Source organism: Dellaglioa sp. CoH-57-MRSF-17 (assembly GCF_056782015.1).
In genome coordinates this window covers 63,312-76,677 of the sequence record NZ_JBXAXY010000004.1, presented here as the reverse complement: position 1 = coordinate 76,677, position 13,366 = coordinate 63,312, and the positions used below count along the sequence as shown (strand labels likewise).

15 protein-coding genes, 1 riboswitch and 1 other annotated feature are annotated in these 13,366 nt (G+C 32.6%); of the genes, 2 read left to right on the top strand and 13 right to left on the bottom strand.

What is annotated here, in order from left to right:
• Window positions 1–19: 19 nt before the first annotated feature.
• The 5 genes from rsmH to asnB form a co-directional block, all read right to left on the bottom strand.
• Window positions 20–970 carry a 16S rRNA (cytosine(1402)-N(4))-methyltransferase RsmH gene (rsmH, locus tag AC1RPJ_RS05555; protein ID WP_481761677.1) on the bottom strand — a complete coding sequence of 317 codons (951 nt, stop codon included), beginning with the start codon at window positions 968–970 and terminating at the stop codon, window positions 20–22.
• A 27-nt stretch (window positions 971–997) separates the two neighbouring features.
• Window positions 998–1,429, bottom strand: a complete 432-nt coding sequence (gene mraZ, locus AC1RPJ_RS05550; protein WP_481761676.1) for a division/cell wall cluster transcriptional repressor MraZ — start codon at window positions 1,427–1,429, stop codon at window positions 998–1,000.
• Between the two features lie 174 nt (window positions 1,430–1,603).
• Window positions 1,604–1,972, bottom strand: a complete 369-nt coding sequence (locus tag AC1RPJ_RS05545) for a DUF3397 family protein (RefSeq protein WP_409022362.1) — start codon at window positions 1,970–1,972, stop codon at window positions 1,604–1,606.
• Between the two features lie 12 nt (window positions 1,973–1,984).
• Window positions 1,985–3,184, bottom strand: coding sequence for an aspartate kinase (gene dapG, locus AC1RPJ_RS05540; protein ID WP_481761675.1), 1,200 nt, complete (start codon window positions 3,182–3,184; stop codon window positions 1,985–1,987).
• Between the two features lie 22 nt (window positions 3,185–3,206).
• A complete protein-coding gene (gene asnB, locus AC1RPJ_RS05535) occupies window positions 3,207–5,093 on the bottom strand; it encodes an asparagine synthase (glutamine-hydrolyzing) (protein WP_481761723.1) in 1,887 nt (628 codons plus the stop codon).
• A 199-nt stretch (window positions 5,094–5,292) separates the two neighbouring features.
• Between asnB and AC1RPJ_RS05530 the strand changes: the two genes are divergently transcribed.
• Both AC1RPJ_RS05530 and AC1RPJ_RS05525 read left to right on the top strand, forming a co-directional pair.
• On the top strand, window positions 5,293–6,243 hold the full coding sequence (locus tag AC1RPJ_RS05530) for a magnesium transporter CorA family protein (RefSeq protein WP_409022360.1): 951 nt from the start codon (window positions 5,293–5,295) through the stop codon (window positions 6,241–6,243).
• A 63-nt stretch (window positions 6,244–6,306) separates the two neighbouring features.
• A complete protein-coding gene (locus AC1RPJ_RS05525) occupies window positions 6,307–6,417 on the top strand; it encodes a DUF4044 domain-containing protein (protein WP_409022359.1) in 111 nt (36 codons plus the stop codon).
• 97 nt (window positions 6,418–6,514) lie between these two features.
• Here the strand turns inward: AC1RPJ_RS05525 and thiT are convergent, their stop codons facing one another.
• From thiT to mreD, 8 genes are all read right to left on the bottom strand, one after another.
• Window positions 6,515–7,069: an energy-coupled thiamine transporter ThiT gene (thiT, locus tag AC1RPJ_RS05520; RefSeq protein ID WP_481761674.1), complete on the bottom strand. Its 555-nt coding sequence runs from the start codon at window positions 7,067–7,069 to the stop codon at window positions 6,515–6,517.
• A 46-nt stretch (window positions 7,070–7,115) separates the two neighbouring features.
• Window positions 7,116–7,219: riboswitch (TPP riboswitch) on the bottom strand.
• Between the two features lie 52 nt (window positions 7,220–7,271).
• A complete protein-coding gene (gene cls, locus AC1RPJ_RS05515) occupies window positions 7,272–8,720 on the bottom strand; it encodes a cardiolipin synthase (protein ID WP_481761673.1) in 1,449 nt (482 codons plus the stop codon).
• Window positions 8,721–8,735: 15 nt separating this feature from the next.
• Window positions 8,736–9,575 (bottom strand): amino acid ABC transporter substrate-binding protein, encoded by an 840-nt coding sequence (locus AC1RPJ_RS05510; RefSeq protein WP_481761672.1) that lies wholly within the window; start codon window positions 9,573–9,575, stop codon window positions 8,736–8,738.
• A gap of 10 nt (window positions 9,576–9,585) precedes the next feature.
• Window positions 9,586–10,224, bottom strand: a complete 639-nt coding sequence (locus tag AC1RPJ_RS05505; RefSeq protein ID WP_409022355.1) for an amino acid ABC transporter ATP-binding protein — start codon at window positions 10,222–10,224, stop codon at window positions 9,586–9,588.
• A gap of 11 nt (window positions 10,225–10,235) precedes the next feature.
• Window positions 10,236–10,892, bottom strand: coding sequence for an amino acid ABC transporter permease (locus AC1RPJ_RS05500; RefSeq protein WP_409022354.1), 657 nt, complete (start codon window positions 10,890–10,892; stop codon window positions 10,236–10,238).
• A gap of 168 nt (window positions 10,893–11,060) precedes the next feature.
• Window positions 11,061–11,294 (bottom strand) — a binding site (T-box leader).
• A 44-nt stretch (window positions 11,295–11,338) separates the two neighbouring features.
• The gene (minD, locus tag AC1RPJ_RS05495) at window positions 11,339–12,142 is read right to left on the bottom strand and encodes a septum site-determining protein MinD (protein ID WP_409022353.1); all 804 of its coding nucleotides are present in this window, start codon (window positions 12,140–12,142) and stop codon (window positions 11,339–11,341) included.
• Between the two features lie 2 nt (window positions 12,143–12,144).
• A complete protein-coding gene (locus AC1RPJ_RS05490) occupies window positions 12,145–12,816 on the bottom strand; it encodes a septum site-determining protein MinC (protein WP_409022352.1) in 672 nt (223 codons plus the stop codon).
• Between the two features lie 19 nt (window positions 12,817–12,835).
• The gene (gene mreD / locus AC1RPJ_RS05485; RefSeq protein ID WP_409022351.1) at window positions 12,836–13,357 is read right to left on the bottom strand and encodes a rod shape-determining protein MreD; all 522 of its coding nucleotides are present in this window, start codon (window positions 13,355–13,357) and stop codon (window positions 12,836–12,838) included.
• Window positions 13,358–13,366: the final 9 nt, after the last annotated feature.

The window sequence follows — 13,366 nt, the reverse complement described above, 5'->3', positions numbered from 1 at the left end:
ACCCCTTTATTATAAAATATTATTTTTTCAATCGTTTTATAATTCTCAATTTTGCTGAATGTGCACGCCTATTATTCTGTAATTCTAATTCTGATGGTAAAATTGGCTTTTTATTAACTAGTGCATAATTTGGCTGAATATTATCTGGAATTACAGGTAAACCCGGTGGTAACTCTGGTAAACTTGTTCGTTCCTTAAACATCGTTTTGACCAATCTATCTTCTAATGACTGAAATGTAATAACGCTAACTTGCCCCTTAACATTAATTAAATCAATTGCTTGCTCTAATGAATCTTCTAAAACACCCAATTCATCATTAACCGCAATTCGAATAGCTTGAAAAACTTTTTTAGCAGGGTGCCCACCTGTTCGTCTTGCACGAGCCGGAATACCCATTTTAATTAATTCAACTAATTGACTAGTTGTAACAATTTCTTCATTTTCTCTAGCATTTTCAATCTGACGAGCAATTGACTTTGCAAATTTTTCTTCACCATATCTAAAAAAGATTCTAATAAGTTCTTGATATGTCCAATTATTAACAATCTCTTTAGCTGTTAATTCTGCACTTAAATCCATCCTCATATCTAACGGCGCATCGTGCTGATAACTGAAGCCTCGTTCTGCGACATCAAATTGTGGGGATGATACACCTAAGTCATAGAGTACACCATCTACTTCCGTGACATTAAGTTCCAGTAACGCGGCTTTTAAATCTTTAAAATTGCGTTTAATAAACGTAACTTGTCCATTTTCTATGTATTTTTTTAAATGCCCTTCATTATAAGTAATCGCTGTTTGATCTTGGTCAAAAGCATATAAATGTCCCTCCGTACTTAGTTGAGACAGGATTAGGGCACTATGTCCACCGCCACCCAAAGTACAATCAACATATATACCATCTGGTTTAATAGCCAACCCATCTACTGCTTCATTTAGTAGTACTGTTTCATGTTCAAATGTCGTCATAGTTTTATCCCCTTTCATACGTGTTATTTAAAATCCAAAATCAATCATATTTTCTGCAATTTCATCAAAATTTTCTGATGCACTCTCTGAAAAACTATTCCATCGATCTTCACTCCATACTTCGAATCTGTTTGAAACACCTACTAGCACACATTTTTTTTCTAAATCAGCATGTGTTCTTAAAGGAACTGGAATATTAATACGGCCTTGTTTATCAAATTCACATTCTGTAGCTGCAGAATATAAAAATCTTACAAAAGCCCGTGAATCTTTTTTTGTTAAAGGGAGTGTTTTAAGCTTTTCTTCTAGGAGTGTCCACTCTGTTTGTGTATATCCGAATAAACAACCATCCATACCTCGAGTAATAACAAATTTCTCACCTAATTCCTCACGAAATTTAGCTGGAATAATTAATCTACCTTTAGTATCTAAAGTGTGTTTAAATTCGCCCATAAACATTGTGTACAGCCCCCCTTCATAGTAACTATTTAAATTTTACCACAATGCCCCACATTCCACCACTGAATTCCCCAATATTATGATTTTAAATGATAATATACAAAAAAACACTCAATCCTTTTTAGATTAAGTGTTTTTTACATTACTTATAATTAAAAATGTAGGACGATATCCTTAAAATAGTACTAAAAAGAGAAGCATTAAGAGGTACCATCCAAGCATATAAATATCAGTAATTTTCCAAATGGTCTTGAAAAATTTTGCATAAATTAATTCTCCATCTCGATACGCATACATAAGCGCACTAGCAATACCAATTAAGCACCAAGAAAATATTATAAATGGTGTAATCGATAAATTAAACTCTCGTACTGATAAAATATGTGTCAATAAAAGAAGTAATGGTGGTAAAAAATCAATGATTTGCAACCGTTTAGGCCAATTTTTACGTAAAATACGTTTAAGTAAAGTTAAAATTAGAATATATCCAAATATTAAAATTATCGACCCATACCAAGTTCCAAAAAATGGTAAAAGTTTCATAAATTACCCCTTTTAGATACTGCTTAAAAAGACATCATGTAATGCATTAACAGCAGTTTTTAAATCGTCCTGTTGAACTAAAATCCAAATTGTCGTATAACTATCAGTTGTTTGAAGAATATTAATATCCTTCTCAGCTAGTGCTGTTACAATTTTGGCCGTAACACCTGGTGTTCCAGTCATCCCCGCTCCCACAATTGAAACTTTCGCACAGTTTGGAAGCACTGAGACATCAATTCCAGCATCTACTAAAAGTTGTTTAGCTTTTTTTTCATCATCATTGAACAAATTAAAGAGGACTTTGCCAGGTGAGATATTAATAAAATCAACGCTCAAATTATTATTGGACATCAAATTAAAAACATCTTTTGGAGCATGATTAACTGTTTTAATTGTAAATTGACTGAGTCCAGTCACATGAGCAATACCAGTTACACTACGATAATGCTTTACACCTAAGTTTCGGTCGGTCACAAGGGTTCCCATCTCTTCAGGACTTTGCCAAGTTGAGCGAATCCGAACTGGAACATGGGCTTGTTGCGCAATTTCCACTGCACGAGGATGGATAACTTTCGCACCTTCATGAGCCATATTTGCAACTTCTTCATAACTGACTGTTTCTAGAAATTTTGCCTTTGTAACTAATCTAGGATCGGCAGTCATCATCCCTGACACGTCAGTAAAAATATCGACACGTTCAGCATCTAATGCTGCTCCAAGTAATGCAGCTGTCGTATCACTTCCACCACGCCCAATAGTCGTCGTTTGACCTTTACTTGTAGCACCTTGGAACCCAGTCACAACTAAAACATCAGCATCTTTAAATGCCTCATCAATTAAATCAGTATTAATGTTAATTACTTTAGCATTCTGAAATTCATCAGTTGTTTCAACTCCAGCATCCTGCCCTGTTAAAGCAGCAGCTTTAATGCCTTCCTTATTCAATAATTCAGAAAAAACTGCGGCAGAAATAGTTTCACCAACAGAAACAATCATATCAAGTTCTCTATTAGAAAGTAATGATTGCTCTCCATCGACAAGTCCTAATAATGAATCAGTTGCATAAGGTGCACCTTTACGCCCAATTGCTGAAACAACGACAACGACTTGATACCCTTTATCAACTGAATATTTTACGTGTTTTAAAGCTGCTCGTCTCGACTCATCGTCTTGAACCGATGTGCCACCAAACTTCTGAACCATAATTGTCATTATTTTGAACTCCCACTATTTATTATTTAGCTTTTTCTGTTACTGTTTTACTATCTTCTAATATGTCACTTTCAATGTAAATACGATGCCATACCATAAATGTTAAGACAGTCCATATTTTTCTGGAGTTATCTCTAACACCAGCACGATGTTCATCCAATAAATCTATGAAATATTGTTTGTTAAAAAATTCATCTGTTTGAGAATCATTAATAATTTGTTTAGCCCAGTCATACATTTCGTCTTTTAACCAAAAACGAATAGGCACAGGGAAACCTAATTTTTTACGATTTAAAACATGGTCAGGAACGATACCTTCAGCAGCTTTGCGTAAAGCATACTTGGTTGTTCCATGTGCAATTCTCAAATCTGCAGGCACTTCAGAAGCAACTGCAAAAACTTCTTTATCCAAAAATGGTGTTCTCAATTCTATGCTGTGTGCCATTGTTGTACGATCGGCATTATGCAATAAATCTCCATTTAACCATGTATGCATATCAATAAATTGCATTTGATCTATTTTATTGTAATCTTTTGATGCATTATAATATTGGCCAGTAATACTTTGGAATGGATGATTTTTATTATAGTCTTTAAAGAATGCTTCTTTTTCTTTTTCATTAAAAATAAAAGCATTACCAACGTAACGATCCTCCATTGGTGTCGTGCCTCGAAGAAGGAAACTTTGTCCACGCATCCCTTTAGGCATCATTTGAGCAATTTTATTCAACGCACCATTAATTGGTTTAGTGTATTTAAATCCTTTTAATGATTCAGGTTCATGATAAATAGTGTAACCACCAAATAGTTCATCAGCACCTTCACCCGTCAATGCAACTTTAACACGTTTTCTGGCCTCTTTAGCAAGGAAATATTGAGGCACAGCAGCCGGATCAGCCAAGGGATCATCCATATTCCAAATAAAATGTGGAAAAGCCTTCATAAATGCTTCAGCCGTAATAACAGAACTAAAATTAGCGACATTTAATTTTTCTGCGGTTTCTTGCGCAACATCTATTTCACTATAGCCTTCACGTTCAAATCCAACTGAAATTGTTTCTAATTTTGGATTTAATTCTTTAGCAATAGCAACAATAATAGACGAATCAATTCCACCAGATAAGAATGAACCAACTGGTACATCGGCACGCATATGCTTATCAACTGAATCAATTAAGACGTCTTTAATACGTTTAATATATGTCTCTTCTGGACGAACTACTGGATGAAATTCGGCAGAAAAATATCGTGTAATGACTGGCTTCTCGCCTAATTTTTTCGTTAAATAATGTCCAGGTTGTAACATATCAATTTCTTTAGTTAACGTTTCTGGTTCTGGTACAAATTGGAATGTCATATAATCTTGAAGTGCATCTTTATCAAATGTCTTATTTTTTAAAACTTTATAAATAGCTTTACTTTCCGAACCATAATAAAAATTGTCATCTGCTATAGCGTAATAAAATGGTTTAATCCCAAATTGATCACGGGCAGCAAAAAGTGTTTTTTCTTGCGTATCCCAGATAACAAATCCAAACATTCCGCGGAATTGCTTAACAGCTTCTGCACCGTACTTAGCATACATACCTAAAATGACTTCTGAATCAGAATCTGTTTTAAATTCATAACCATCAGCAACTAATGCTTCACGTAGTTCAATATAATTATAGATTTCACCGTTGAAAGTTAACCAGTAACGTTCATTTTCATATGAAAGTGGTTGGTGTCCGCCTTCTAAATCAATAATACTTAATCTTCTAAATCCCATTGTTATATCATCATCACTAAAATAACCTGAATCATCAGGACCACGGTGAACAATCATTTTTGTCATATTATGAACAATTTTATCGTAATCATCATTGGTATTTTTTTGTCTGTCGCTCAATACACCTGCAAATCCACACATATTTTCATCCCTCATTTTCATAAAAATCAATGTCTTATATTATAGATGATTCTACCATATATTTCAATTTAGGTTACAGTTATGTTTACTATTATAGCGTATTTGAACTAATCTTAACAACTAGATGTCTGAATTAACGAAAGCTTAAAAAATTTGGTATACTATGTATTATGTTATTCGAATAAAGGGGACTTTGATATTGATAGAATATTATACATCAACTGAGTTAGGTACAATTCAAAAAATAAAAGAATACAGTAAATCATGTTGGATTAACGTTACAAATCCTTCTGAAATAGAAATAAATGAACTTATTAAAAAGTATGCTATACCACGAGACTATATGACCGCTATTTCAGATGATCAAGAAAATTCAAGAACTGAAGGATTGTCTCAAAATATTGTTCCTGACTTAGTCTTAATGCAGTACCCTCATCGCATTAGAAACTCGCTAGGCTACTTAGAATACCAAACGTTTCCTTTTTCAATTATCTTAGCAGATGATGCAATAATTACAGTCTCAAATAGTGAACCAGATTTTATCAGTAAATTTATCGCGGATAGTCCAATTCATCAAATTAAAACGATAACATCGGATCAATTCACTTTGAAATTACTTTGGTATCTATCACAAAGTTTTGTCGTTGCGTTAAAATCTATCATTCAAGAAACCGAAAATTTAGAAAAATCACTTGCTAAAGCAACTAAAAATGAGCAATATTATCAAATGATGTCAATGCAAAAAAGTTTAGTTTATTTTGATGCTGCTTTAAAGAAAAATAATCCAGTACTTCAATCTATGGTTGACTCAAATGAGCATTTCAAACAAAAGGCAACTGATGATTTACTCACAGATGTTTTAATCGAGAACCAACAAGCCGAAACAATGACAAGCATTCAAACTAAAATATTAGAGAATTATGGTGAAATGGTTTCATCAGTTATTTCAAACAATTTAAATATTATCATGAAGGTCTTAACGTCGATGACGATTATTTTAACGATACCAACAATCGTTGGCGGTATGTTCGGCATGAACGTATCCCTTCCTGGTGCAGACACTCATTTTTCATTCTGGTGGTTACAATTAATCACGTTAATAATTTGTTTATTAACTGCTTATTATTTAAAGAAAAATGACTACTTTTAAGTTGACATTTTACTTATAAAAAAGTTATAGTTACACTATTAGATTTGAGAGGGTGGGTAAAACATGAAGAAAAAGAAATCTACATTCCAAAAAATCACAATGTTTGTCGTGTGGTTAATGATTCTTGTAACAGTCGGTGGTGTCGTTTTAACCGCAGTTATGTCAATCGCTTAATTTAAAAATAAAAATTTTAAAGGTTCCCAGCTTAATTAGCTAGGAACCTTTTTTATAAAAAAAGGCGGATTATTATATCCGTCTTTTTCTGTCTATTCTATTTAGCTAGGAAGATTCCTGGACTTTTTTTAAGTATGATACTAAGTATCAAGGTAGCAATAATCATGTTAATAATCATACTCCCACCATTGACAACTGCTGAGTACACAACTGGAGAAAGCCCCCATTGAACATATTTTGACCAAAAAATGATACCAGCCATAAAATGAGCACTGTATTTTAGAAATACAGCTATTAAAATCGCAAAAGTCAGTGATTGTATGGCACCACGCATATTTTTAGTACGCAACTGACTTAAAAAACGAGCAGAGAATAACCCAGAAAATCCTAGTACCAAATTAGCAACTGGATACTCTAAGATAGCCTGAACCGGCGTTAATACAAACGCAGTTCCAATTAAAATAGGTAATATACCATATAGTAACCCAATAATTAATCCCATTTTTAATCCGCGTCGTAAACTGTATACCACAATAGGTAACACACCTAGTGCAATATCAATATTTGGCGGATTAGGAACAAATGATAGCGCCATTGCTAAAGCGGCCATAACGACCCCTTCTAGTAATATCAATAATTTTTTTCTTTCCAACAAAAAAACCTCCTTTGACTTAGTAAACCAAGCACAAAGAAGGTGTTAATCTTCTACACACAATTCCTACGTTTGCATTAACAAACAGGTTCCAAGGGTCTGAATTTCTTCACTCTCAGCCAAAATTAATCGGCTCCCCTTTGTGTTGGTCTCCGATTAATAATATCGCATACATCCTGAAAAACGTCAAGCGTTTCCATTCCTATAATATCGGTGAAAGAAGTCTTGAAAACTGTTGCTTAAATTTCAACCAATGTGATTGATCATTAAAATACCTTTTCGTTAAAAGACTACTTTGTTCCATATCAGTTTCAAAAATTGTTTTAAGTGTGCTTGCCACACCTACATCATAAATAAATGCATTCGCTTCAAAGTTTAACTTAAAACTTCTAAAATCAAAATTAGCTGAACCAACGGATGCAACCATTTCATCAATTACAACTGTTTTAGCGTGTAAAAATCCATTGTTGTATTGATAAATTTCTACACCAATATTCGTTAGATCTTTCGCATAATACTGTGTAGCACGATAAACAAAGGCATGATCTGGCATACAAGGAATCATAATTCTAACCTGAACGCCTGAAGATACCGCAATATCTAACGCTTCTATAACAGAATCATCTGGAATTAAATAAGGTGTTTGAATATAAATATATTTTTTAGCTGAATTAATTAACTTAATATAACCTTTTTTTATTTGTTCAATTTCTGAATCAGGTCCACTAGAAACAATTTGCATGTTAACTTTACCTTTTGTAACAGTTTGTGGAAAATAACTTGACTGGTAATTAATCTGATTATTTCTCGCAGTTGCATTCCAATCCATAATGAACCTACTTTGTAGTGATCCGACAGCGTTTCCAAATACGCGAATATGTGTATCTCGCCAGTTACCAAATTTCTCACTTTCACCTAGATACTGATCACCGACATTGAATCCACCGATGTAACCGATTTTACCATCAATAACGACAATCTTTCTATGATCTCTAAAGTTCAAACGAAGATTTGAAAATGAAAAATGTGAACCCAGAAAGGCTTCTGCTTTACCGCCCAATTCCTCAAGATGTTTGAAGAATTTTTTAGTAGTTCCCTTTGATCCCAATGCATCATAGATGATTCTAACTTCAAGACCTTCATTTGCTTTCATTTCAAGTAACGTCAATAGTTCATTTCCAATATGCCCATCTTCGAATGCATAATACTCAACATGGATATGGTGTTTAGCTTTACGAATGTCTTGAAATAACGTCTTAAACTTATCATGCCCATCAATAAATAACTGAACCTCATTCTTCTTAGTTAAAATAGATTTCTCTATTTCTAAAAACATATGCATGATTTCGTTTACATCATCAGTATATTTACCGCTTGTTGTTAATTCTCCTCTGGCCCATTCTTCTTTTTGTTGATCTACTAATTGGTCAACACCCATACGACCCTGTGTTTTAATATCAAATATTTTTTCTTTTGAAATTTTCTTACCAAAAAAAAGATAAATTAAAAATCCAAAAATAGGTATACCTATCAAGACAAGAAGCCATGCCCATGTTGCAGCAATATCACGTTTTTCTCTAAAGACGGTCACAATTGCCGCTAACAAGTTCAATAAAAAAACAAGTAGCACACCAATATTTACATATGTCATATAGTCCCTCCAAAATTAATTATTTTGAATATTATTATTTTCACCAAACCATTTTTGATTTAATTCTTTTAGATAACCTTTGTTTTGCAACTCTGTTATTGCCCTATTAATTTTTAATTGCATTGTTGTATCAGATTTTCGCATACCTACCGCAAAATCTTCAGTTTTAAAATTACCATTTATCACGTTATATGCATTTGAATTCGACTGATGCTTAATAAAGTAGTTCGCATAGACATCATCAATTAAAAGTCCTTGAATTCTATCTGCATTTAAATCGATAAAAGCATTATCAAATGAATCATATTGAACAGGTTCTTTATCTTTAATATTATCTTTTAAAATATCTGGATGCAAATTTAAGCTATCAAATCCAGCTGAACCACTTTGAACACCTAAAATTTTTTGTTTCATATCAGAAAAAGAATTAATTTCACTTGATTTTTTTGTTACTAATACTTGCTTGTTCGTTAAATATGTACGACTGAAAGCAACATTCTTAGCACGTGCAGTTGTTTTTGTATACCCATTCCAGATTAAATCAATTGTCCCATTTTTTAATTCCGTTTCTTTCATAGACCAATCAATTGTTTGGAAATCAACTTGAATATCATATTTTTCAAAAACTTTTTTTGCTAAATCAACATCATATCCTACTAAACTACCATCTTTTTGTCTGAATGTCATTGGCACAAAACTATCATCAATTCCGATAACAACGGTACCCTTTTTTTGAATTGATTTCCAACTATCAACCGAATTCATTGATTGGCTACTATTGCTACAGCCAGCTAATCCTATAAACATCATCATAAATAATATTGTAAAAACAATTTTTTTTTCTAATTGATTCATTTATTATCCTCTAATCTTCTAGCGGCTTAACTTTTAATAATTTATCCGCAATATTTTCAGCAAATGGTACATCATGTGTCACTATTATTTGAGTCATTCCGTCTACTTTCAACGATAATATTAAATTCTCTACTTCCTGGCGTAGTGCTGGATCAAGTGCTGAAGTTGGTTCATCATAACACAAGATTTTAGGATTCATCGCTAATGCACGTGCAATTGCAACTCGTTGTTTCTGCCCACCTGAAAGTTGGTAAGGATATAAATGCCCTTTATTTCCGAGAGATAAGCGATCTAATAATTTTTGTGCTTCTTCCTCGGCCTGGACTTTATTACGATTTAAAACTAATTTTGGAGCTAACGTTATATTATCTAACACTGAAAGATGAGGGAATAATTGAAATTCCTGGAATACTACCCCAATAACACTTTCGTTCGTATTATTACGATATGGATCAAATGGTGAGGCATCAATTAGAATATCTCCAGAATCAATTGATTCTAACCCACTAATACATCTCAATAAAGTCGTTTTTCCACCACCAGATGGACCAACAATACTAACAATTTCACCATCATTAACTGTTAAATTAATATCATCTAAAATTAATCGTTTTCCATAATACTTTTTAATATTTTTTAACTCTAGCATAGAATTACTCCTTATTTGTAATAACTATAATGTTTTTCAATTTTCTTCAAGACAAGTGTAAATATAGCTGTTAATAACAGATAGATTGCCCCAACCATCAATAGTGGGACGAGTGTTACATCACGACTCGTCGCTACGTTACCGGCTCTTAATAAATCGCCTAACCCAATAACATATACTAAACTTGAATCTTTAACTAAATTAATAATTTCATTTCCAATTGAAGGTAAAACGATCTTGAACACTTGTGGAATAATAATTGTCCTAATAGTTTGCCAATATGATAGACGCAATACCTTTGCACTTTCATATTGACCTTTAGGAATCGATTGCAATCCACCCCTAAATATTTCAGCAAAATACGCACCATAATTCAAAATAAATGCAAATAATGCCGCATCGTATCGACCGAATACAATATGAATATGGAACTGTTGTAGTGTTGGTAGTCCATAAAACACAAAAATTAATTGTAGTAGCAGTGGTGTTCCTCGCATTAACCAAACATAAAAATTCAAAAAATACTTAATTGGTTTTATTTTTGAAATTAATCCTAATCCGACAATTAAACCAAGTGGAATCGATCCAATGATCGTCCAAAAAAATATTTCTAACGTTAATTTAGCACCATCTATTAATGATGGCAAAATTTCTAATATATAAGTCATTACATTATCTCCCTTTAGTTAAATAAAAAAATCCTCTCAAGCCAAATCAAATTGACTCAAGAGGACGATAGCCGTGGTGCCACCTCAAATTCATATTTTTCTCACGAAAAATAACTTATGTAGATTAATAAAAATGAGTATAAAAAAACTCTATAGTCATTATTGACTATAGAGGGCGACGAATCGCGGTACCACCTCAAACATCATTAAATTCTCACAAATTTAATCTTAACGAGTTTATTAAACTACAGCTATAACGGGCTTATCCCGGACTTCCCTAATTAACTAGTTTAGGAAATCAACTCGCAGATGTGTTTCAGACTTAAGAACTGTATCTTTTCAGCAATCGATACTCTCTTTAAAAGTTTGTTTAAGCCTTAATCTTCTGTTCAACGTTTTTCTTAATTGATAATAATTTAGCATACTGTCATTAACATTGTCAAGAATTAGTCTTTCTTAAACCATGAACCCATTTTTTTCCAAAAACCTTTTTGAGGCTGTTTTATTGTCATCAAGGGCACTGTTTCCCCTAGTAGTCGACGTGCTACATTACGATAACCTAATCCAGCTGGATTTTTAGAATCTAAAACAATTGGTTCACCATGATTTGATGTACTAATAACAGCATCGTCATCAACAATAATTCCTAATAAATCAATAGACAAATGACGTGTAATCTCATCAACATCCATTGCTTGACCATCTTCCATCATTTGACGACGGATACGATTAATAATTAATTTTGGTTGTTGTAATAATGGATTTTGCTCTAATAAACCTACCACGCGATCTGCATCACGAACCGCAGAAATTTCAGGCGTTGTTACAATAATAGCCATATCTGCACCAGCAATAGCATTCATAAAACCTTGCTCAATTCCAGCTGGGCAATCAATAATAACATAGTCAAACTCTTCTTTTAATTCATCAACAATTGCTTTTACTTGTTCAGGAACTAATGCTGATTTATCAGTATTTTGTGCAGCAGGTAATAAGTATAAATATTCGTTAAATCTCTTATCTTTAATGAGTGCTTGGTGTAACCGTGCACGACCCTCAGCTACGTCTACAATATCAAATAAGATACGGTTATCAAGACCTAAAACAACGTCTAAATTACGCAAACCAATATCTAAATCCATTAGAACAACCTTTTTTTCAAGAAGTGCTAATGCAGTTCCAATATTTGCAGATGATGTTGTTTTACCAACACCACCTTTACCAGATGTTACAACAATTGCTTTTCCCATCTTTAATATCCTCCAGCATGATTAAATAATTTTGGTCGAAGTGACTTTAATTCATCTCGATTGCCATAATCTATAATATGTAAATCATTAACATAGATTACAGTATCTTGACTGTTTGTTACTTTTTCATCATCTATAATATCAACTAATTCACCAATTCGTACTTGTGAAGCAGCTGAAACATCGCCCACAATAATGCTATCTGTATTATTGTTAAATCCAGCATGAATGACACCTTGAACTTCACCCATAACAAAAATATTACCAGCAGCTCGTAATTGACCACCCTGATGTAATTTACCTAAAAATAAAATATCACCTTTTAAATCAACTATTTGTCCACTTCGAATTGTTAGATAGCATAAATGAACGTTGTCATTTTCTTTTAAAATATTAGCATCTTCTATGGTCATTACTTCAGATTCGATTTTGTGTACTTTAAAATTACGGTATTCAGAAATAATTTTTTCGATTTTTTGCTTTTCATCTGCTGAAAACAATCGATTTTCTGTTTTAATATCAAACGAAATAACCGTTTCATCAGCATTCTTTTTTTCAGCACTTAAATTATTAAATAATTCTCTAAGTTCAACCAAAATTTTATCAAATCCGAAATCCTGTTTAAGAATAATTTCATAACCATCTTTATAACCTTTTAAAATAACACCTTGCATCTACGTTCACCCCTGAATTTTAATTATATCGGTTACTTAAATTCATTAATTTTGATATTGGATAGTACAAAATAATAAATACCACCAGATTAAAAGCTAAAGTTGGTCCAAACGAAGTACTAACGAATGTTGTTACAGATTCATTAGCAAATCCAATCATCTCATTGACTGCATAATACGAAACTTCTAAAACTGCCAAATCAATAAAATAAATGAGTAATATCACAATAAAAGATGGTTCGAAATATTGATATGCTATTTTAGTTAAATAAACAATTAATGGTAACAAAATCATATAAATACCCAAAATACCGGCATAATAACTATCAAATGCTAGACCAACACCAAACGCCCATAATTCAAGATGCTTATTATCTGAGTAAAAGATACCCATTATCAACCATAACAACAACAGGTGACTAACCATGATAGTCGTTTGTGATTGTAACTGTTCCATAAAAACAAATTGTATTGTACCATCCAAAAAAAAGGAAATAATAAGTCCTAACGGAAAAATATACTGTCTATTTTTATTTCTCATCTAATCTCA